Annotated in this window: 22 protein-coding genes; 8 read left to right on the top strand and 14 right to left on the bottom strand. The window is 71.7% G+C overall.

Annotated features, from left to right (window positions below):
• Positions 1-32: 32 nt before the first annotated feature.
• Complete coding sequence (locus tag KUA19_RS20765; RefSeq protein ID WP_308167543.1) at positions 33-761, top strand: AzlC family ABC transporter permease; 729 nt, start codon at positions 33-35, stop codon at positions 759-761.
• Positions 758-1,084 (top strand): AzlD domain-containing protein, encoded by a 327-nt coding sequence (locus KUA19_RS20760; RefSeq protein WP_217397909.1) that lies wholly within the window; start codon positions 758-760, stop codon positions 1,082-1,084. The genes KUA19_RS20765 and KUA19_RS20760 overlap by 4 nt, the downstream gene beginning before the upstream one ends.
• 173 nt (positions 1,085-1,257) lie before the next feature.
• Here the strand turns inward: KUA19_RS20760 and KUA19_RS20755 are convergent, their stop codons facing one another.
• The 7 genes from KUA19_RS20755 to nadA form a co-directional block, all read right to left on the bottom strand.
• On the bottom strand, positions 1,258-1,863 hold the full coding sequence (locus tag KUA19_RS20755; protein ID WP_217397908.1) for a response regulator transcription factor: 606 nt from the start codon (positions 1,861-1,863) through the stop codon (positions 1,258-1,260).
• Positions 1,863-3,050: a sensor histidine kinase gene (locus KUA19_RS20750; protein WP_217397907.1), complete on the bottom strand. Its 1,188-nt coding sequence runs from the start codon at positions 3,048-3,050 to the stop codon at positions 1,863-1,865. Before KUA19_RS20750 ends, KUA19_RS20755 begins: the two co-directional genes overlap by 1 nt.
• Complete coding sequence (locus KUA19_RS20745; protein WP_217397906.1) at positions 3,047-3,778, bottom strand: ABC transporter permease; 732 nt, start codon at positions 3,776-3,778, stop codon at positions 3,047-3,049. The genes KUA19_RS20750 and KUA19_RS20745 overlap by 4 nt, the downstream gene beginning before the upstream one ends.
• Entirely contained in the window at positions 3,775-4,677 is a 903-nt protein-coding gene (locus tag KUA19_RS20740) for an ABC transporter ATP-binding protein (protein ID WP_217397905.1), read from the bottom strand. Before KUA19_RS20740 ends, KUA19_RS20745 begins: the two co-directional genes overlap by 4 nt.
• Before the next feature lie 71 nt (positions 4,678-4,748).
• Entirely contained in the window at positions 4,749-5,381 is a 633-nt protein-coding gene (locus tag KUA19_RS20735; RefSeq protein WP_217397904.1) for a DUF3043 domain-containing protein, read from the bottom strand.
• An 84-nt stretch (positions 5,382-5,465) separates the two neighbouring features.
• On the bottom strand, positions 5,466-6,782 hold the full coding sequence (gene murA / locus KUA19_RS20730) for a UDP-N-acetylglucosamine 1-carboxyvinyltransferase (protein ID WP_217398011.1): 1,317 nt from the start codon (positions 6,780-6,782) through the stop codon (positions 5,466-5,468).
• A gap of 181 nt (positions 6,783-6,963) precedes the next feature.
• Positions 6,964-8,094, bottom strand: a complete 1,131-nt coding sequence (nadA, locus tag KUA19_RS20725; RefSeq protein WP_504739742.1) for a quinolinate synthase NadA — start codon at positions 8,092-8,094, stop codon at positions 6,964-6,966.
• Between the two features lie 130 nt (positions 8,095-8,224).
• On the opposite strand from nadA, the gene KUA19_RS20720 reads away from it, so the two are divergent.
• Positions 8,225-9,373, top strand: a complete 1,149-nt coding sequence (locus tag KUA19_RS20720) for a glycerate kinase family protein (protein ID WP_217397901.1) — start codon at positions 8,225-8,227, stop codon at positions 9,371-9,373.
• A gap of 171 nt (positions 9,374-9,544) precedes the next feature.
• Here the strand turns inward: KUA19_RS20720 and KUA19_RS20715 are convergent, their stop codons facing one another.
• Together KUA19_RS20715 and KUA19_RS20710 are read right to left on the bottom strand one after the other, a co-directional pair.
• A complete protein-coding gene (locus KUA19_RS20715) occupies positions 9,545-10,456 on the bottom strand; it encodes a zinc-binding dehydrogenase (protein ID WP_217397899.1) in 912 nt (303 codons plus the stop codon).
• Complete coding sequence (locus KUA19_RS20710; protein WP_217397897.1) at positions 10,456-11,934, bottom strand: MFS transporter; 1,479 nt, start codon at positions 11,932-11,934, stop codon at positions 10,456-10,458. Before KUA19_RS20710 ends, KUA19_RS20715 begins: the two co-directional genes overlap by 1 nt.
• A gap of 85 nt (positions 11,935-12,019) precedes the next feature.
• Here KUA19_RS20710 and KUA19_RS20705 point away from each other — a divergent pair, with 85 nt between their 5' ends.
• The 3 genes from KUA19_RS20705 to KUA19_RS20695 all read left to right on the top strand — a co-directional run bounded on the left by KUA19_RS20705 (position 12,020) and on the right by KUA19_RS20695 (position 14,013).
• A complete protein-coding gene (locus KUA19_RS20705; RefSeq protein ID WP_308167542.1) occupies positions 12,020-12,406 on the top strand; it encodes a MarR family winged helix-turn-helix transcriptional regulator in 387 nt (128 codons plus the stop codon).
• Between the two features lie 96 nt (positions 12,407-12,502).
• Positions 12,503-12,850: an iron-sulfur cluster insertion protein ErpA gene (erpA, locus tag KUA19_RS20700; RefSeq protein ID WP_217397895.1), complete on the top strand. Its 348-nt coding sequence runs from the start codon at positions 12,503-12,505 to the stop codon at positions 12,848-12,850.
• Positions 12,851-13,023: 173 nt separating this feature from the next.
• On the top strand, positions 13,024-14,013 hold the full coding sequence (locus KUA19_RS20695) for a carbohydrate kinase family protein (RefSeq protein ID WP_217397893.1): 990 nt from the start codon (positions 13,024-13,026) through the stop codon (positions 14,011-14,013).
• A 325-nt stretch (positions 14,014-14,338) separates the two neighbouring features.
• Here KUA19_RS20695 and KUA19_RS20690 read toward each other — a convergent pair whose 3' ends face one another.
• Together KUA19_RS20690 and KUA19_RS20685 are read right to left on the bottom strand one after the other, a co-directional pair.
• Complete coding sequence (locus tag KUA19_RS20690) at positions 14,339-14,581, bottom strand: sulfurtransferase TusA family protein (RefSeq protein ID WP_217397892.1); 243 nt, start codon at positions 14,579-14,581, stop codon at positions 14,339-14,341.
• A gap of 108 nt (positions 14,582-14,689) precedes the next feature.
• Positions 14,690-15,826: a cysteine desulfurase family protein gene (locus tag KUA19_RS20685; protein ID WP_217398007.1), complete on the bottom strand. Its 1,137-nt coding sequence runs from the start codon at positions 15,824-15,826 to the stop codon at positions 14,690-14,692.
• Between the two features lie 274 nt (positions 15,827-16,100).
• Between KUA19_RS20685 and ctaC the strand changes: the two genes are divergently transcribed.
• Both ctaC and KUA19_RS20675 read left to right on the top strand, forming a co-directional pair.
• Positions 16,101-16,931 carry an aa3-type cytochrome oxidase subunit II gene (ctaC, locus tag KUA19_RS20680; protein WP_217398005.1) on the top strand — a complete coding sequence of 277 codons (831 nt, stop codon included), beginning with the start codon at positions 16,101-16,103 and terminating at the stop codon, positions 16,929-16,931.
• 6 nt (positions 16,932-16,937) lie between these two features.
• A complete protein-coding gene (locus KUA19_RS20675; RefSeq protein ID WP_217397890.1) occupies positions 16,938-17,363 on the top strand; it encodes a cytochrome c oxidase subunit 4 in 426 nt (141 codons plus the stop codon).
• A 113-nt stretch (positions 17,364-17,476) separates the two neighbouring features.
• On the opposite strand, the gene trpD is transcribed toward KUA19_RS20675, so the two are convergent.
• From trpD to KUA19_RS20660, 3 genes are all read right to left on the bottom strand, one after another.
• Positions 17,477-18,574, bottom strand: coding sequence for an anthranilate phosphoribosyltransferase (gene trpD, locus KUA19_RS20670; RefSeq protein WP_217397888.1), 1,098 nt, complete (start codon positions 18,572-18,574; stop codon positions 17,477-17,479).
• 123 nt (positions 18,575-18,697) lie between these two features.
• A complete protein-coding gene (locus tag KUA19_RS20665; RefSeq protein ID WP_217397886.1) occupies positions 18,698-19,105 on the bottom strand; it encodes a response regulator in 408 nt (135 codons plus the stop codon).
• 9 nt (positions 19,106-19,114) lie between these two features.
• On the bottom strand, positions 19,115-20,011 hold the full coding sequence (locus KUA19_RS20660) for a cytochrome c oxidase assembly protein (protein WP_217398003.1): 897 nt from the start codon (positions 20,009-20,011) through the stop codon (positions 19,115-19,117).
• Positions 20,012-20,013: the final 2 nt, after the last annotated feature.

Raw genomic sequence — 20,013 nt, 5'->3', positions numbered from 1 at the left:
TAATCATCAAACGGCCCTTGAGGTGATTACAGGTGGGCTCCACTCCGCGCGGGAACAGCGCGTTCCGGGACAAGGCGCTGCTGCGCGACGCGCTGGCGATCGGCGCGGCCGCCGGGGTCATCGGCCTGTCGTTCGGCGCCATCGCGGTCGCCGACGGCCTGCCGGTATGGGTGCCGGTGCTGATGTCGCTGCTGGTCTTCGCGGGCGGTTCGCAGTTCCTGGCCGTGGCCTTCATGACGACCAGCCCCGTCGCCGCGGTGCTCGGCGGCCTGCTCGTCAACGCCCGGCACCTGCCGTTCGGCCTGGCCGTGGGCGGGTCGGTCGGCGACACGCTGCCCGCCCGCCTGCTCGGTTCGCACGTACTCATCGACGAGTCGACCGCGTTCGCGCTGGCGCAACCCGATCCGGCCCGCGGCCGCCGCGCCTTCTGGGCCGTCGGCGCCGCCATCTTCCTGACCTGGAACATCGGCACCGTGGTCGGTGCGCTGCTCGGCGGCGCCGTCGGCGACCCCGCCGTGTACGGCCTCGACGCCGCCTTCCCTGCGGGCCTGCTCGCCCTGCTCATGGCCTCGCTCAAGGACCGCCCCACCCGGTACGCCGCCCTCGCCGGCGCCGCCATCGCCGTGCTGACCACGCCCTTGCTGCCCGCCGGTCTGCCCGTGCTCGTGGCCCTGGCCGGGGTCGGCGCGGCGCTGCTGATCCCCACCCCGCGGCCGCGCACCGACGCCCCGGCCGCCGACCCCGAGCGGGAGACGGTATGAGCACCACGACGAAGACCCTGCTCGTGATCGCGGCGCTGGCCGCGGGCACGTACGCGTTCCGGGTGGCCGGGGTGCTGCTGCGTGATCGCCTGGTGCTGCCCGATCGGCTGCGGCACCTGCTCCCCATCGCGGCCACGACACTGCTCGCGGCGCTGGTGGCCACCGCCGTGTTCACCGAGTCGGGACGGGTGGCCCTGGGGGTGGCGCGGCCGGTGGGGGTACTGGTCGGCGCGGTGCTCGCGTGGCGGCGCGCCCCGTTCGTGGTCGTCGTCGTGGCGGCCGCCGCGACCGCCGCCCTGCTCCGCCTCGCGGGTCTGCCCTGAGCAATCGGCGGCGCAGTGTTCTGACCGCCAGTGGCGATCTTCGGGGCCGTTCCGGTCGATGATCGCCGTCGTCGGTCAAAAGGGCGTCCTACAGCCGAGATAGTGACCGAAGACGGCGATCATCGTGTTACGCGTCAGCCGCCAGCCGCCAGCCGCCAGCCGCCAGCCGGGGGTCAGAGCCAGCCGGCGGCGCGGGCGGCCTGGACGGCCTCCATGCGGTTGCGGGTGTTGGTCTTGCCGATCGCGGCCGACAGATAGTTGCGCACCGTGCTCTCGGACAGGTGCAGTCGGGCCGCGAGGTCGGCGACGGTCGCGCCGTCGGCGGCGCTGGCCAGCACCTCGCGTTCGCGTTCGGTGAGCGGGCTCGGCCCGGCCGACAGCGCCGCCGCGGCCAGTGCCGGGTCGATCACGGTCTCTCCGGCCAGGACCCGCCGGACCGCCGCGGCCAGCGACTCGACCGGCCCGTCCTTGACCAGGAACCCGCGCGCCCCGGCGTCCATGGCCCGGCGCAGGTAGCCGGGGCGGCCGAAGGTGGTCAGGATCAGCACCCGGCACTGCGGCGCCTGCGTACGCAGCAGGGCGGCGGCGTCCAGCCCGGACAGGCCCGGCATCTCGATGTCGAGCAGCGCCACGTCGGCCCCGCTGCGCAGCGCCGCGTCGACGACCTCGTCGCCGCGGTCGACCTGTGCCACCACTTCCAGGTCGGGTTCCAGGTCCAGCAGCAGCGCGAGCGCGCCGCGCATCATGCCCTGGTCCTCGGCGAGCAGTACCCGGATCATCAGGCCGCCTCCGGCGCGGTGGCGCGCAGTACGAAGCCGCGGCTGTGGCTGGTGCTCAGGTCGACCACCGACAGCACTCCGCCGACCTGGGCCAGCCGTTCGGCCAGGCCGCGCAGCCCGTTGCCGTGCGCGGCCGGGTCGGCGCTGCCGCCGCGGCCGTCGTCACGTACCTCCAGCTGCCACGGCCCGGGGCGGCTGAGCGCGATCACGCAGGTGTCGGCGCCGCTGTGGCGGATGACGTTGGTGGCGGCCTCGCGGACGACCCAGGCGAACGCGTCGTCCAGGTACGGCGGCAGCGTGTCGTCGGTGGTCTTGACGGTGGTCTCGATGCCCGCGTCGGCCAGCGCCGCGCCCGCCCCGGCCAGTTCGGCGGAGAAGGCGCGGGTGCGGTAGCCGTTGATGGCCTGACGTACCTCGGTGAGGGCGGTGCGGCCGATCTGCTCGATGTCGGCGGCCTCGCGGGCGGCGGCGGCGGGGTCGCGTTCGGCCAGTCGGCGCACCACCTCGGCTTTGACCACGATCACCGACAGGCTGTGTCCGAGCAGGTCGTGCAGGTCGCGGGCGAAACGCAGGCGCTCCTGCTCGACGGCGGCGTGGGCCAGCTGGTCGCGGGTGGTGCGCAGTTCGCGGACCAGGCGCATGAGGCGGCGTACGACCAGGACGAGCGCACCGGCCATGATCATGTTGAAGGCGTTGTCGCCGATCTCGGACCAGTGCTCGCCGTGCAGGTGGCCGACGGCGACCAGGGCGGCGACGCAGCCGATGATCCACAGCTGCGCCCACGGGGTGGGGTAGAGGGCGGCGCCGGCGGCGGCGAGGTAGAGGGTGAGGCCGATCCAGCCGCCGGGCTGGGCGCCGTACGCCAGAGCCAGGGTGATGCCGAGGACGGTGAGCAGGCCGAGTAGCGCGTGGTCGCGCGGTTTGGGCACCGGGTCGGGGTCGCTGAAGCCGCGCACCACCACGGTCAGGTAGATCGGGATGAACGCGACCAGGCCCGCCACCGCGAACAGCATCGGCCGGACGTGCCCCTCGGCGATGGCACCGAAGGTGGGCACCAGCGGCCACAACCAGATCGCGGCGAAGACCACGCCCCGGCGTACGCCCCGCCGGTGCGCGGTCTGCTCGTCGATGCCCGAGGGCGGGTACGGCACCGCCGTACCCGCCCCGCGCGTGAACAGTCCGATCACTTCTGTGCCGCCGAGCGGCGGTACATCAGGGCGGCGAGGCCGCCGAAGACCAGGGCCCAGCCGACGAGGATGGCCACGCCCCCCAGCGGCGGCGTCTTGTCCCCGGCGACCGACCAGCCGAGCTCGGCGTAGCGGTTGCTGGGCAGCCAGGTCGCGATCTTCGCCAGTGCGGTCGGCATCGCCTCGACCGGCACGAACAGGCCGCCCAGGAAGGCCAGGCCGAACACGCCGAGCATGCTCGCGGGCTGGATCAGGTTCGGCGGCATCGAGAAGCCCAGGGCCAGCCCGAGCGCCGCGAACGGCAGGCTGCCCAGCCACAGCAGACCCACCAGTGCCACCCACTGCAGCGCTGACAGCTCCACTCCGTTGCGGGTCGCCGCGATGATGCCGACCGCCGCCACCGAGGGCACCGCCATGATCGAGGCGAGCAGTGCCTTGACCGCGACGACCTGTCCGGGGGTGACCGGGGAGATGCGCAGCTGGCGCAGCCAGCCGGTGGCCCGCTCGTTGGCCACGCCGATGCCGACCGACATCACGCCGACCAGCGCGCCGTAGGCCGCCATGCTCACCATCAGGTACGCCGCGACCTGCACCGACCCGATCCGGTCGGCGGCCTCGGCGCTGCCGGTGCTGATGAAGTAGATGAGCACGGGCAGCACGACCGTGAAGACGATCACGCGGGGGTCGCGGATGAGGCGCCGCAGCTCGAAACGCAGGTAGGCGATCATCGGGCCGGCTCCATCTCGGGCGTCGCGGTCAGGGTGAGGAAGGCTTCTTCGAGTCCGGCGCCGGTGACCTCCAGGTTGGTGACCCGGTGGCCGCCCTCGAACAGGGCGCGCACGGTCACGTCGGAGTCGTCGCAGCGCAGCAGCACCCGCTCGCCGCGGGCCTGCGCGGAGACGACACCGGGCAGGTCGGCGTAGGCGTCGGGGTCCTGGCCGGTCAGGTCGAAGCTGACGGTACGGCCGCCGGCCAGCTTCTTGATCTCGGTGCCGCTGCCGTCGGCGACCACCCGACCACGGGCGATCACGATGACCCGGTCGGCGAAGTCGTCGGCCTCTTCCAGGTAGTGCGTGGCGAACAGCACGGTGCGCCCGGTGGCGGCGTAGCGGCGCATCGCGGCCCAGAACTGCTGGCGGCTCTCCACGTCCAGGGCGGCGGTGGGCTCGTCCAGGATCAGCAGTTCGGGGTTGCCTGCCAGGGCGAACGCGAAACGCAGCCGCTGCGACTGGCCGCCGGAGAGCTTGTCCGAGCGGCGGTCGGCGATGGAGGCGACGTCGGCGGTGGCCATGATCTCGGCCAGCGGCAGCGGGTCGCGGTACAGCGACCGGGCCAGTTCGACCAGCTCACGGACGGTGGCGCTGGCGGGGAAGCCGGACTCCTGCAGCATCGCGCCGACCCGTCCGGCCCGTACCGCGTCGGCGGGGGAGGTGCCGAACACCTCGACGGTGCCCGCGGTCGGGGTCAGCAGGCCGAGGATCATGCTGATGGTGGTGGATTTGCCGGCACCGTTGGGGCCCAGCAGGGCCACGGTCTGGCCGCGGGCGATGGACAGGTCCACCCCGTCCACCGCCCGGACCGCGCCGTAGTTCTTCGCGACCGAGGTCAGTCGCACCGCGTCTGTCATGGGCACAACGCTAGAGTCGCGCCGTACCGGCTGGCAGAGCGACCGATACGGACTGCGACAGGACAGATGTCCTAGGCCTTGCCGGGGACGATCGGGTCGCCGATCTTGACCTGGCAGTTGGGCATGCGCATGCGGCGGAAGCTGATCGCGCGCATGATGCCGTAGAAGTACAGCGAGCCCATCCGCTCGGTGCTCTTCGGGAAGTGCTGCTTGACCAGCTTCTTGATCTTGCGGCTCAGGATGAAGCTGTCCACGATCACGGCCAGGCCCAGCAGCAGCCACAGGACGTTGCCGGCCAGCGCGATGCGCGGGTCGCGCCACATCATCAGGAAGAAGATGATCAGTGTGGCGCCGAAGAAGTAGCTGCCGACGTTGCGGCGCGAGTCGACGATGTCGCGCACCATGCGCCGCACCGGGCCCTTGTCCCGCGGCAGCAGGTGGCGCTCGTCGCCGCTGCGCATCCCCGCCATCGCCTCCTGGCGATCGGCACGGGCCTGCTCGCGGGCCAGGCGCTTGGCCTCACGGCGCTCCTCGGGCGTACGCGGCTGCTGCGCGGCGGCGACGCGGCGGCGCTGCGAGGTGCGCTTCGGGGTGGCCTTGCCCTTGCCGGGCGTGTAGGCACGGGGACCCGCCGCCGCCTCGACCTCAGCCTCAGGCTCGGTCACGGCGGGGGCGTCGCTGGTTTTACGGGAGAACAACGGCACGCCAGCAAGGGTACAGCGGCAGCCGGGGGTGGTGACACGGCGTCACGCGCACCACCACCCACCAAGATGCCGCAGGTCACATCCTCAGCGCGAGACGGTGGCGCCGAGCCCGGCGAGTTTGGCCTCGAAGTCCTCGTAGCCCCGGTTGATCAGGTCGACGCCGTGCACCCGCGAGGTGCCCTCGGCGGCCAGCGCCGCGATCAGGTGGCTGAATCCGGCCCGCAGGTCCGGGATGACCAGGTCGGTGGCGTGCAGCTTGGCCGGGCCGGCGATGACGGCCGAGTGCCGGAAGCCGCGCCGGCCGAAGCGGCACGGGGTGCCGCCCAGGCACTCCTGGTACACCTGGATGTTCGCGCCCATCTGGTTCAGTGCGCTGGTGTAGCCGAAGCGCTTCTCGTACACCGTCTCGTGCACCACCGACAGGCCGTTGGCCTGGGTCAGCGCCACGACCAGGGGCTGCTGCCAGTCGGTCATGAAACCGGGGTGTACATCGGTCTCCAGCGCCACCGCGCGCAGGTCGCCGCCGGGGTGCCAGAACCGGATGCCGCCGCCGACCGGGTTGTCGTCGATCTCGAACTGGCCGCCGATGCTGCGGAACACGTTCAGGAACGTGGTCATGTCGGCCTGGCGGGCGCCGCGGACCAGGATGTCGCCCCGGGTGGCCAGCGCGGCCGAGGCCCAGCTCGCCGCCTCGATGCGGTCCGGGATCGGCCGGTGCGTGAAGCCGCCCAGGTGCGGCACGCCCTCGATCTCGATCACCCGGTTGGTGTGCACCTTGATGATCGCGCCCATCTTCTGCAGGATGCAGATCAGGTCGATGATCTCGGGCTCGACCGCGGCGTTGCTCAGCTCGGTCACACCCTCGGCGCGTACGGCGGTGAGCAGGATCTGCTCGGTGGCGCCGACCGACGGGTAGTTCAGCTCGTACTTGATGCCCTTGAGGCCGTCCGGCGCGGACAGGTGCAGGCCCTCGGGCGTCTTCTCGACCATGGCACCGAAGCGGCGCAGCGCCTCCAGGTGGTAGTCGATCGGACGCGGGCCGATGTGGCAGCCGCCCAGGTCGGGGATGAACGCGTGGCCGAGCCGGTGCAGCAGCGGGCCGCACAGCAGGATCGGGATGCGGCTGGACCCGGCGTGCACGTTGATCTCGTCGATACCGGCCCGCTCGACGTTGGACGGGTCGAAGCGCAGCTCGCCGTCCAGTTCGCCGTCGACGACCTTGACGCCGTGCAGGTCCAGCAGGCCGCGCACGATCTCGACGTCGCGGATGCGCGGCACGTCGTACATCACGCTCGGCGACTCGCCCAGGACCGTGGCCACCATCGCCTTCGACACGAGGTTCTTGGCCCCGCGGACCCGGACCTCACCCTGCAGCGGGTTTCCGCCGGTGACGACGAGCATGTCCGACAAGGCAGACCTCCTGGGTATGAGACACGGGCCGGGCAGCAACTCTACGGCGGGGCCTGGTGGGCAACCTCGGCAGCATAGCGCTGAGTGATGTGTGACGGAATACACGCGAAGCTTAAACAAGTACGAGCGCCGCTAATCGGACACGGCGCTCGTACACAGAGTGACAGGGCGCCTACGGCAGGGCCAGCATCTGGTCCAACGCCACCCGCGCGTGGTGCGCGGTGTCCGGATCGACCGTGATCTGGTTCGGCACCCGGCCCGCGACCAGCTCTTCCAGCGCCCACACCAGGTGCGGCAGGTCGATGCGGTTCATGGTCGAGCAGTAGCAGACCGTCTTCTCCAGGAACATGACCTGCTTGTCCGGGTGCTGCCCGGCCAGGCGGCGGACCAGGTTCAGCTCGGTGCCCACGGCCCACTTCGAACCGGGCTCGGCCGCGTCCAGCGTCTTGATGATGTACTCCGTCGAACCGACGTAGTCGGCCGCGGTCACCACGTCGTGTCGGCACTCCGGGTGCACCAGGATGTTGACGCCCGGCACCTGCTCGCGCATGGCCAGCACGTTCTCGTGGGTGAAGCGCCCGTGCACCGAGCAGTGCCCGCGCCACAGGATCATCTTCGCGTCACGGAGCTGCTGGTCGGTCAGGCCGCCGTTGGGCTTGTGCGGGTCGTAGAGCACGCAGTCGTCCAGCGAGTAGCCCATCTCCAGCACCGCGGTGTTGCGCCCCAGGTGCTGGTCGGGCAGGAACAACACCTTCTCGCCCTGCTCGAACGCCCAGTCCAGGGCCCGCTTGGCGTTGGAGGAGGTGCACACCACGCCGCCGTTGCGGCCCACGAACCCCTTGATGTCAGCCGAGGAGTTCATGTAGGTGACCGGCACCGTCGACTCGGCGATACCGAGGTCGCTCAGCAGGTCCCAGCACTGCTCGACCTGCTCCAGCACCGCCATGTCCGCCATCGAGCAGCCCGCCGCGAGATCCGGCAGCACCACCTTCTGCGCCGCGGAGGTCAGGATGTCGGCCGACTCGGCCATGAAGTGCACGCCGCAGAAGACGATGAACTCCGCGTCCGGGCGTGCCGCCGCCTCGCGGGCCAGTTTGAAGGAGTCGCCGGTGACGTCGGCGAACTGGATGACCTCGTCACGCTGGTAGTGGTGACCCAGCACGAAGACCCGGTCGCCGAGGGCGGCCTTCGCCGCGCGGGCCCGTTCGACCAGGCCGGGGTCGCTGGGCGCGGGCAGGTCGCCCGGACAGTCGACGCCGCGCTCGGAGTCGGGATCGACGCCGCGACCGAGCAGTAACAGCACAGGGGCCGAGGTTGATGCAGTCACGCCTCCATAGTCGCACCAACCCCACCCGTCGTTACCGCCCGCGGCGCTGTGGCCTGCCCCACGGTGTCGGGATGCGGGCGGGAAAGCGCTTTACTAGGGTGCACCCATGCGCGTGCTGATCTGTCCCGACAAGTTCGCCGGCACCCTGAGCGCGGTCGAGGCCGCCGAGGCGATCGCCGCAGGCTGGCACCAGACCGCCCCGGGCGACCAGCTGATCTGCCGACCGATCGCCGACGGCGGGCCCGGCTTCGTCGAGGTGCTGCGCGCGGCCGTCGGCGGCGAGCTGGTCGAGGTCGACACCACCGACCCGCTGGGCCGTCCGACGACCGGATCGGTGCTGCTGGTCGGGGGTCCGGGTGGGATCACCGCGTACGTCGAGAGCGCGCAGGCCTGCGGCCTGCACCTGGTCGAACCGGCCGCCCGGGACCCGAAGACCGCCTCCTCGTACGGCCTGGGCACGCTGATCCTGACCGCCGTGGACCGGGGCGCCGTCCGTGTCGTGGTCGGTCTCGGCGGCTCGGCCACCAACGACGGCGGCGCCGGACTGCTGGCCGCCCTCGGCGCGGTCGGCCTGACCGTCGACGGCACCCCGCTGGCCCCCGGCGGCGCCGCCCTGGCCGAGTGCGCCTCGCTGGCCCTCGACGCCCGTCCGTTGCGTTCGGCCACCGGCGCGGGGATCGAGCTGGTCGCCGCCACCGACGTGGACAATCCGCTGACCGGCCTGCACGGCGCCTCCGCCGTGTACGGCCCGCAGAAGGGCGCCACCCCCGCCGACGTCACCCTGCTCGACGCGGCCCTGGCCCAGTGGGCGCTGGTGCTCGAACGTGACCTGCCCGGCTGCCCGACCGGGCTCGCCGACCTGCCCGGCGGCGGGGCGGCCGGTGGGCTGGGCGCCGCGCTGCTGGCCCTCGGCGGGCGGGTCGCCTCCGGCATCGACCTGGTCCGCGAGCTGACCGGCCTGGACGAGGTGATCGAGGAGGCGGACCTGCTCATCACCGGCGAGGGCTCGTTCGACCACCAGTCGCTGCGGGGCAAGGCCATCTCCGGGCTCGCCGGGGCCGCCCGCGACCTGGGCATCCCCTGCGTGGTGCTGGCGGGCCGGGTCACCACGGGCCGCCGCGAGCAGGGCGTCGCCGGAGTGACCGAGGCGTACGCGCTGGTCGACCACTTCGGCGACGTCACCACCGCCCTGGCCGAACCCGCCCGCGGCCTGCGCGAACTCGCCGCCCGCCTGGCCCGCCAGTGGTCCCGCTGACGGTCGACCCGCGCCCACCCACCATCGGGCCGGGCATCGCCACCTGCGGTTCCGCGTGCCCTGGTCTCACCATCCGGACCAAGACCATTCAAGTTGCCGGGCAATCGTGGGGTTACGCCCCGCCTTCCCCACGATTGCCCGGCAACTTGGATGATCATCGACCCGCCCTGGTCAGCTGACGTCGAGGATGGCCTTGCCGTTGACGCGGCGGGCGAAGAACTCCGCCGCGGCCTCGGCCACCCGCTCCCAGCCGCCGCGCCAGGCGACCTGCGGATCGAGCCGCCCCGACGCCACCAACCCGACCAGGTACGCCAGGTCCGGCCCGCTACCGGCGTCGACCTCGTTGACGAACGCCTCCAGCCGCCGCTGCCGCCCGATGGTGCTGTACGGCGTGAACACGGTCGGCTCGCCCGACGCGGCACCGATGGACACCACGGTGCCGCCCGCGCTGAGCCGGTCGAACAGGACCGCCAGGTCGGGGCCGCCGACGTTGTCCAGCGCGTGGTCGATCGGCCCGGCGATCTGGTCGAGGGCGGTCACCACCTCGGACGCGCCCAGCTCGACCAGGCCCTCGGCCCGGCGCGGGCTGCCCGCCACCGCGATCACCTCGGCCCCGGCCTGCGCGGCGAGTTGGACCGCGAGCCGTCCGACACCGCCCGAGGCGCCCGTGATCACGATGCGGCGGCCGAGGACCGGGCCGAGCCGCCGCAGCGACCCGAGCGCGGCCAGCCCGGCCACCGGCAGCGCCGCGGCCTGGTCGAACTCGACCTCGGCAGGCAGTTCGGCCAGTTCGCCGGTGTCGACCGCGCGCAGCGTGGCCCAGGCGGGTTCGAGGCCGAAGGTGACCACACGGGCGCCCGCGGGTGGCCCGGAGCCGTCGGCGGCCGGGGCGACGACCACCCCGGCGGCGTCCCAGCCGGTGACGGTGCCGGGCGGCAGGCCGCGTACGTGGGACAGGTCGCCGCGATTGAGGGAGACGGCCCGCACCTGCACCAACGCCTGCCGCGGGCCGGGCTGCGGGTCCGGCGCCTCGCCCAGGCGCAGCCCGGCGGGGGAGTCGGGGTCGGTGATCAGCGCCCGCATCACACGGCCTCCGCTTCGGTCCGGTCGGCGGTGCGCCCCCGCAGCACCGCGGCGAGCAGTCCGAGCAGCGAGATCACGGTGACCAGTCCGATCGCGGCCTGGAACGTGCCGGGCAGGTGACCGGCGACGATGCGGTCGCCGCCGACGACCGCGGTGGTCGCCGCCAGCGCGATCGCCCCGCCGACCTGGAGCGACGTCTGCACCAGCCCGGAGGCCAGGCCCTGCTCGTCGTCGGCGATACCGCTGGTCGCCTGCACGTTCAGTGCGGAGAAGGTCAGCGCGAAGCCCGCGCCGAGCAGCAGCGCCGTGGGCAGGATCACGGTGGCCACGTCCGGCTGGGCGTCGGCCCGCAGGAACAGGGCGTACGCGGCGACGAAGGCGAGCATGCCCCAGGCGATGAGCCGCCGCGTGCCGTAGCGGGTGATGAGGGCGCCGGCCACCGAGCCCGAAGTGGCCACGATGAGCCCGGTGGGCAGCAGCGACAGCGCCATCTGCAACGGTGACCAGCCCAGCACCCGCTGCAGGTAGAGCCCGAAGACGAACTGGAAGCTGAGGTAGCCGCCGCTGACCGCCATCGCGGTCAGGTTGGCCCGCACCAGGGTCCGGTTGGTGAAGATGCCCAGCCGCACCAGCGGGTGCGCCACCCGCCGCTCGATGCTGAGGAACGCGGCCGCAAGCGCCGCGACCAGCAGCAGCGAGCCGAGGGTACGGATGCTCAGCCAGCCGGCCGCGGGTGCGTTGACCACGGTGTACACCAGCAGCAGCAGTGCCGCGGTGGAGGTGGCCGCGCCGAGCAGGTCCTGCCGTCCCTGCGCCCGGTGCTGGTTCTTCGGGATCAGCTTGATTCCGGCGACGAGCGCGATCAGGGCCAGCGGGGCGGGCAGCAGGAAGGTGACCCGCCAGTCGATCTCGGTGAGCAGGCCGCCGAGGATCAGGCCGGAGGAGAAGCCGCTGGCGCCGAAGACGGTGTAGATGCCCAGTGCCCGGTTGCGCACCGGTCCCTCGGGGAAGGTCGTGGTCAGGATGGACAACCCGGCGGGGGCGGTGAAGGCGGCGGCCAGGCCCTTGACGAAGCGGCTGGCGATCAGCAGGGCGCTGTTGTCGACCAGACCGCCGAGCACCGAGGCGCCCGCGAAGACGGCCAAGGCCACCAGCAGCACCCGGCGCCGCCCGAGCAGGTCGGCGGTGCGCCCGCCGAGCAGGAGCAGGCCGCCGTATCCGAGGACGTAACCGCTGACGATCCACTGCAGTGAGGCGGTGGACAGGCCCAGGTCGGACTGGATGGCGGGCAGTGCCACCCCGACCATCGAGATGTCGAGCCCGTCAAGGAACAGCACGGCGCACAGCACCAGCAGCGTGCCCCACAGCCGAGGGGTCCACCGGGCAGGGTCGGCCACGTCGCCGGTGCCCTGCGGATCGTTGGGGGTCGCGGAGGTACGGGGTGAATCGGTCGACGCGAACGTCGTGGTGGAAGCCATGCGCCGTACACTAGATGCATGTGCATTGAATGCACAAGCATTAAATGTTTGTGCATTTTGTGTGCGCGCATGCTAGGCTGCGCGAGTGCCTGAAGAGGTGAGCGTTGTTCACGAGTGGCGGGACCTGTCCCGTCGCTACGCGGCGCTGTCCTGCGCCTTGGAGCACGCGCTCAAGGACGGCCACGGCCTGGGTATGAGCGAGTTCGAGGTGCTCGACCGGCTCGCTGAGGCCGACCACGAGAGCCTGCGCATGCAGGAGCTGGGCAGCAGCGTGCACCTGAGCCAGAGCGCGCTGTCGCGCACGGTGGCCCGGCTGGAGAAAGAAGGCCTGGTCGAGCGGTGCCTGTGTGCCGAGGACCGGCGTGGGGTGTTCGTGCGGCTCAACGAGGCCGGTCGTGTACGCCACGCTCAGGCTCAACCGACCCAGCGGGCCGTGATCAGCGCCACTCTGCCGCCGGCCGCCCCGCGCTAGCGGGCGGCGACCGTGAGGCGGGATGGGGAATCAATCCCGCCCGCGCTAGCGTTAGCCCAAAGGATTTATCCGCACTTCACGCTTGGGGAGCACCACGTGACGACGCCCGACATCAAGACGGACGGCATCAACCTCACCGAGGTCGCGGCCGCGAAGGTCAAGGCCCTGCTGGAGCAGGAGGGTCGTGACGACCTCCGGCTGCGGGTCGCCGTGCAGCCGGGCGGCTGCTCGGGGCTGCGCTACCAGCTCTTCTTCGACGAGCGCTCGCTTGACGGAGACATCGTCAAGGAGTTCGGCGGCGTCGAGGTCGTGGTCGACCGCATGAGCGCGCCGTACCTCACTGGCGCGACGGTCGATTTCGCTGACCGGATCGACGCCCAGGGCTTCACCATCGACAACCCGAACGCGGGCGGCTCCTGCGCCTGCGGTGATTCCTTCCACTGAGGCGAAGGTTCAGGGGAAGCGAAAGCTCGGTCACTGAGCCCAAGGCTCAGGGAAAGCGACTCGTTTTACTGAGACGAGCAACACGCAGCGGCACTCGGCAACATGCGAGTGCCGCTGTTTCGTGTCCGGCCGATACGCTTTGCGGGCCCATCCACGCCGACCCGAGGTCAGTCATGAACAAGCTGTGCGTTACCGGATCCATCGCGACAGATCACCTGATGCACTTTCCGGGCCGCTTCGCGGACCAGCTCATCGCTGACCAGCTCGACAAGGTCTCGCTGTCGTTCCTCGTCGACGACCTCGTGATCCGGCGCGGCGGGGTGGCCGCCAACATCGCCTTCGGCCTGGGCCAGCTCGGACTGCGGTCCGCCCTGGTCGGCGCGGTCGGCGCGGACTTCGCCGACTACCGCTCGTGGTTGGAGCGCCACGGCGTCGACTGTGACTCGGTACACGTGAGTGAGGTCGCGCACACCGCCCGCTTCGTGTGCACCACCGACGAGGACCTGTGCCAGGTCGCGTCGTTCTACGCCGGGGCGATGAGCGAGGCCCGCGACATCGAGCTCAAGCCGGTGCACGACCGCCTCGGCGGGCTCGACCTGGTGATCATCAGCGCCAACGACCCGGTGGCGATGGTGCGCCACTCGCAGGAGTGCCGCGAGCGCGGGTACGCGTTCGCCGCCGACCCGTCCCAGCAGCTGGCCCGCATGGGCGGCGAGGACGTGCTGAAGCTCATCGAGGGCGCGCAGTACCTGCTGACCAACGAGTACGAGAACTCGCTGCTGGAGCAGAAGACCGGTCTCACCTCTGACGAGGTTCTGGACCGGGTGCGGGTGCGGGTGACCACGCTGGGCAAGAACGGCGTCGTGATCACCGGCCGGGAGATCGGCACGATCCGGGTGCCGGTGGCGCGCGAGATCCAGGCGTACGACCCCACCGGCGTCGGCGACGGCTTCCGCGCGGGCTTCTTCGCGGCCCTGTCCTGGGGCCTGGGCCTGGAGCGGGCCGCCCAGACCGGCGCGCTGGTGGCCACCCTGGTCCTGGAGACCGTCGGCACCCAGGAGTACGAGATCGACCCCGACAACTTCCTCAAGCGCCTCGCGGAGTCCTACGGCGACAACGCCGCCGCCGACCTCCGCCCGCACCTGGGTGCCGCCACTCTCTGACGTCTCGGGTCGCGGGCGCATTTGCTCTGCACCCATTCGCTTGCTCTGCACCCGCCCACGCAACACGTGTGGGTGGGTGCCGTGCTGTTGCGCCCCTGGGTGCAGAGCAAGCCCCTGGGTGCAGAGCAAGCCGGTGGGTGCAGAGCAAGCCGGTGGGTGCAGAGCAAGCCGGTGGGTGCAGAGCAAGCCGGTGGGTGCAGAGCAAGCCGGTGGGTGCAGAGCAAGCCGGTGGGTGCAGAGCAAGGCCGTGGGTGCTGTTGCGCCCGCGGGTGCAGAGCAAGGGCGTAGGTGCAGAGCAAATGCAGTCGCGGGTGTACCCCGACTGTCAGGTGAGGCGGCGGACGTCGAAGGCGGGGGAGCCCGCGACCGAGACCGCGCCGACGTACTGCTGGGCGCGCATGCGGCACCACGCGGGGATGTCGACGGCGGCGGCCGGGTCGTCGGCGAGCACCCGGACCACGGCGCCGACCGGGATCGACGGGAAGCGGCGAGCCAGCGCGATCACCGGCAGCGGGCAGCGCTGACCCAGGCAGTCGAGCGTCTCGAACGGCTCGGCGAGCTCGGTCACGGTACCTCCACGGTTCGTGCTTGCGGGCCTCGCTTCGCTCCGTCCTCGCACCTCACGGTACCTCCACGGTTCGTGCTCGCGGGCCTCGCTTCGCTCCGTCCTCGCACCTCACAGGCCCACCTCCGCGCGCAGGTCCGCGACGATCCCGGGCAGTTCGGCCAGGAAGCGGTCGACCTGGTCGGCGGTGGTGTCGCGGTGCAGCGACAGCCGTACGTTGCCGTGCGTGAGCACGCCCATGGCGGCCAGCACATGGCTGGGCACCAAGGTGGACGACGTGCAGGCCGAGCCGGACGAGACCGCGAAGCCGCGTCGGTCCAGCGCGGTGAGTAGCGCCTCACCGTCGACGTACAGGCAGGAGAAGGTCACCACGTGGGGCAGCCGGTCGACCGGGTCGCCGACGATCTCCACCTCGGGCACGGTCGCCGCGACGGTCGCCCGCACCCGGTCGACCAGGGCGGACAGGCGCGCGGCTTCGGCGACGGACTCGGCGTGCACGGCGTGCAGCGAGGCCGCCGCCGCCACGATCGCGGGCAGGTCGGGGGCACCGACGGCCCGGCCGGTCTCGCGGTCGTCGGCCGGATACGGCGACACCCAGCGGGTGCCCTTGCGCAGCACCAGCAGGCCCACCCCGGCCGGGCCGCCCCACTTGCGGGCGCTGCCGGTGAGCAGCTGCCAGCCGCCGGGCACCGGCACCCGGCCCAGCGACACCGCTGCGTCGACCAGCAGCGGGACCCCGGCATCGGCGCACCCGGCCGCGGCGGCCGCCACCGGTTGCACCGTGCCGACCTCGTGACTGGCGCTGATCAGGCAGGCCAGTGCGGTGCCGGGTGCGCCGACCGCCGCACGCCACGCGTCGAGGTCGACGCGGCCGAGCAGGTCGACCGGCACTTCCACCTCGGCACCGCCGGCGGCGACGTGGCGCTGTCCGGCGTGCAGCACGGCCGAGTGCTCGATCGCCGAGCGGACCAGGGTCGTTCCGGCGCGTCGGCGTCCGGCCAGTCCACCCAGGACGGCGGCGTGCACGGCGGCGGTGCCGCTGGCGGTGAAAGTCACCTCGTCCGGACGTACCCCCAGCACCTGTGCCACCGTGGCCCGCGCCGCGTCCAGAAGTCGGCGTGCCCGGCGGGCCTGCGTGTACAGCTTGCCCGGGTCGGCCCAGCCGTCGTCAAGTGCCGCGACCAGGGCTTCTCTGGCCGCCGGATGTAGTGGCGCGGCGGTGGCGGCATCGAAGTACGCCGCCGACACGTCCTCGCCGCGGTCGATTGGCCCAACCTGCCGGGGATCTGCCACCCTCCGACGGTATCGTGATCTAGCGGTGGCGGCTTGCGCCGCCGTCGGTCAACCCGCGGACACGCCGGTTTTCCGGGCCGACCCCAGGCCCGGCCGGAGGCCCTGGGTCGAGTACTCTGCGACCGTCGGTCACGCCCTCATCGGTGTGTCCGAAGGTGGCGCTGCTAGTAGGAGGCAGGAGCAGGTGGTGGCAACACGAGCCCGCGGACGAGCCGTCGGCCTGAGCGCGATGTCGATCGTCGCGGTGACACTGCTCGGTGGATGTGACGTCGGTTCGGCGTTCGGCGGCTTCGGCTGGCCCGAGGGCGGCGTTACCGAACAGTCGCAGCGCATGTACGACCTCTGGATCGGTTCCGTGGTCGCCGCCCTGCTGGTGGGCGTCTTCGTCTGGGGCCTCATCTTCTGGTGCATCGGCATGTACCGCCGGGGCAAGGTGGGTTCCGAGCTGCCCACGCAGACGCGGTTCAACCTGCCGATCGAGATCCTGTACACGGTGCTGCCGTTCCTGGTGATCTCGGTGCTGTTCTACTACACCGCGGTGATCCAGACCGACGTGAACAAGGTGTCGAGCAACCCCGACGTCTCCGTCGACGTGGTCGCGTTCAAGTGGAACTGGCAGTTCAACTACCCCGAGAGCAGCGCGGTCGGCGCGCCGGTGGTGGAGAGCACGGTCGGCGACAGCAGCTACATCCCGATTGTGGTCATCCCGATCAACCGGACGGTGCGCTTCCGCGAGCACAGCCAGGACGTCATCCACTCGTTCTGGGTGCCGGAGCTGCTGTTCAAGCGCGACGTCTTCCCGGGCAGCGTCTACAACGAGTTCCAGGTGACGGCGACGAAGGAAGGCCACTACGTCGGCCGCTGCGCCGAACTCTGCGGCACCTACCACTCGATGATGAACTTCGAGCTGCGCACGGTGACCCCGGAGAAGTTCGCGCAGTACGTCGCGGCGCTGAAGGCGGGCAAGACCACGCCGGAGGCCCTGGCCTCCATCGGCGAGGCGCCGTACGCCACCACCACCACGCCGTTCCCGACCAAGCGTGACGCGGACAAGGGCTGAGCAACCATGAAGACGGAATACCGGATCTTTGTCGGCGTCTCGCTGTTCCTGATCGTCGCCGCGGTGGTCTACGGCTGGTGGACCGACCACGCCCAGGGCGGGATCGAGTGGATCGGCGTCGTCGCGCTGATCATGTCGACGCTGCTGTGCGCGATGTGCGGCGGCTACTTCTGGTTCGTGTCGCGCCGCATCGACCTGCGCCCGGAGGACCGGCTCGACGCCGAGATCGCCGACGGCGCCGGTGAGCTGGGCTTCTTCAGCCCCGGTAGCTACTGGCCGTTCGGCATCGCGGTCTCGGCGCTGATCACGTCGCTGGGCCTGGTGTTCTGGATGTGGTGGCTGATCGCGCTCGGCATCATCTGCGTGCTGCTGTCGGCCTCGGCGCTGCTGTTCGAGTACTACACCGGCACCCGCCGCACCGCGGAGCACTGAGGACATACGAAGAAGCGGCCCGGTTCCCGCAGGGGAGCCGGGCCGCTTTCGTGCGTGCGGTGAATCTCAGTCGGGCGCGGCTTACGCCGCGACCGGGCCAGCAGGTTCGCGGCTTACGCCGCGTACTTCGCCTCGGTCGCGGCGCTGATCCAGCGGTCGAGCGTGCTCGCGGCGGCGCCGGAATCCACCGCCGCGGCGGCGCGCTCCAGATTTCCGCGTACGGCCTGGGCCAGCTCGGCGGCGATCGTGTCCGGATCGGCCGGACCCAGGTCCTGCTGCGCCCAGTCGTGCGCGGTCAGCGCGACGGCCGCGTTGCCCAGCACCGCGTCGCGCACCGGACCCGTCTCACCGGCGAGCAGCCGACGGACGACCTCGGCGTTGTAGGACACGTCGCCGCCGCTCAGATCGCCGGAGACCGACCGGGGCACCCCGACCTCGGTCAGGTCGAGCACCAGCGGGGTCACCCGCCCGCCACGAGCCAGCCACAGGCGCGTGGGAGCCGCCGTGGTGATCTCGTCCAGGCCGTCCTCGCCCCGGGCCACCAGGACCGTGTCACCGCGTTCGGCGAACACCTCGGCCATCACCGGCGCCATCCGCACGTCCGCGCAGCCGACCACGGCCGAACGGGGCCGGGCCGGGTTGGTCAGCGGGCCGAGGAAGTTGAACGCGGTGGGCACGCCCAGTTCGCGGCGCGGGCCGCCCGCGTGTCGCATGCCCGGGTGGAACCGAGCGGCGAAGCAGAAGCCGATGCCGACCTCGTCGGCGACCTTGGCGACCTGCTCCGGACCGAGGTCGAGCGGAATGCCGAGGAACTCCAGCACGTCGGCGGTGCCGCAGGACGACGACGCGGCCCGGTTGCCGTGCTTGACCACCCGCGCGCCCGCGCCGGCGGCCACGATCGCGGTCATGGTGGAGATGTTGACGGTGTGGGCCTGGTCACCGCCGGTGCCGACGACGTCGAGCGAGGCCAGCCGCTGCGCGTCGGTCTGCGGCATCGGGGCCGAGGCCGCCAGCATCGCCGCGACCAGGCCGCGCATCTCGCTGGGCGTCTCGCCCTTGGCCCGCAGCAGCAGCGCGAACCCGGCGATCTGGGCGGGCGTCGCCGCGCCGTCCATGACCTCGCCCATGGCCCAGGCGGTTTCGTCGGGGGTCAGCTCCTCCCGGCGCAGCAGCGCGCCGAGCAGTCGTGGCCAGGTGTGCTGATCGCCCATGAGGGCCTCCCGTAACAGGGGCGCCGCTGTCCCGACCGGCCCGTGCCGTCTGCGCGCTAGGCGGCGGCACGGGCGGTCGCGACCGCGGGCTTGGCAGGTGGAGGGGCGTGGCGCGCCCTCGGATCAGGCCGTGACGACCTGGTCCTGCGCCACTTCGCGGTGCAGGATGTCGGCGATGGCGCGACCGGTCTCGATCGGGTCGAGCGGGTGCACCAGGGTCACGTCGACCCGGGCGTACGCGGCGAGCCAGCGGTCGGCCGCTCGGGCGATCACGACGCAGGTGGGCGGGCAGTCGTCGATCTCGTCCTTGAGCTGACGCGCCACGCCCAGGCCACCGCCGGGGGTCGCTTCGCCGTCCAGCACCAGCAGGTCGATCTCGTAGTCGTCCACGAGCTGGACGCACTCGCCGTAGCTGGACGCCTCGACGAACTCGACGGTCAGATCCTTGCCGGGGTGCTCGCCGATGGCCAGCCGCATCCGGTCGCGGACCTGCTGGTCGTCGCTGTAGAGCAGGACGGTCTTGGTACTCATGGGCACATCCTAGAGGTTGGCGTGATCCAGCGGTTGCGCGGAGCGTGCGGTGGCGGCCAGCGCCTCCTCGCGGTCGAGTTGGCGGTCGACGCGGGCCGCCTCCAGCCGAGACTGGCGGATCCACTGGGCGACCAGGATGCCGAGCATGGTGACCGAGACGAGTTCACCGCCGGCCCACAGCACCCCGCCCGCGGTGACCTGGTCGTCCCACGGGTCGACCCAGCTCAGCCCGAGCGACGGGTACCAGTCGCCGCCGAGCAGGGTCTTGGACTGCATGATGGTCAGCCCCAGGACTGTGTGGAACGGCACGCTCAGCACCATCAGCAGCGCCCGCGCCGGGTACGGCCAGCGGCCGGGCAGCGGGTCGCGCCCCAGCAGCGGCCAGAAGAACAGGCAGCCGGTGGCGATGAAGTGCGCGTGCATCAACTCGTGCAGCCACTCGTGGCGCAGGGTCAGCTCGTACAGGCTGGTGAAGTACAGCGCGAACGGGTTGGCGATGAAGATCGCGAACGCGGTGAGCGGGAACGCCAGCACCGCCGCCACCCGGCTGTGCAGCGCCGCGAGCAGCGTGCGGCGCGGGCGCGGCGGCAGCGTACGCAGGGCGAGGCTGACCGGGGCGCCCAGCGCCAGGAAGATCGGGGCGACCATGGACAGCGTCATGTGCTGGACCATGTGCACGCTGACCAGGGTGGTGTCGTACGCGCCGACGCCGGTGACGGAGACCACGGCGATGAGCGCCAGGCCGCCGAGGAAGGCCAGCGTGCGCCCGATCGGCCAGCGGTCGCCGCGGCGGCGCAGGGTGTGCCTGCCGTACAGATACAGCGCCGCGGACAGCACCAGACCCACCGCGAGCCACGAGTCGAGCCGGGTCCGGGTGAAGAACGTGGTGAGGTCGAACGGGGGCATCT

The organism is Catellatospora tritici (genome assembly GCF_019083965.1).
GTDB lineage: Bacteria > Actinomycetota > Actinomycetes > Mycobacteriales > Micromonosporaceae > Catellatospora > Catellatospora tritici.
Note: the sequence above shows the minus strand (reverse complement) of the source record. Positions and strands in the feature narration are given on the sequence as shown.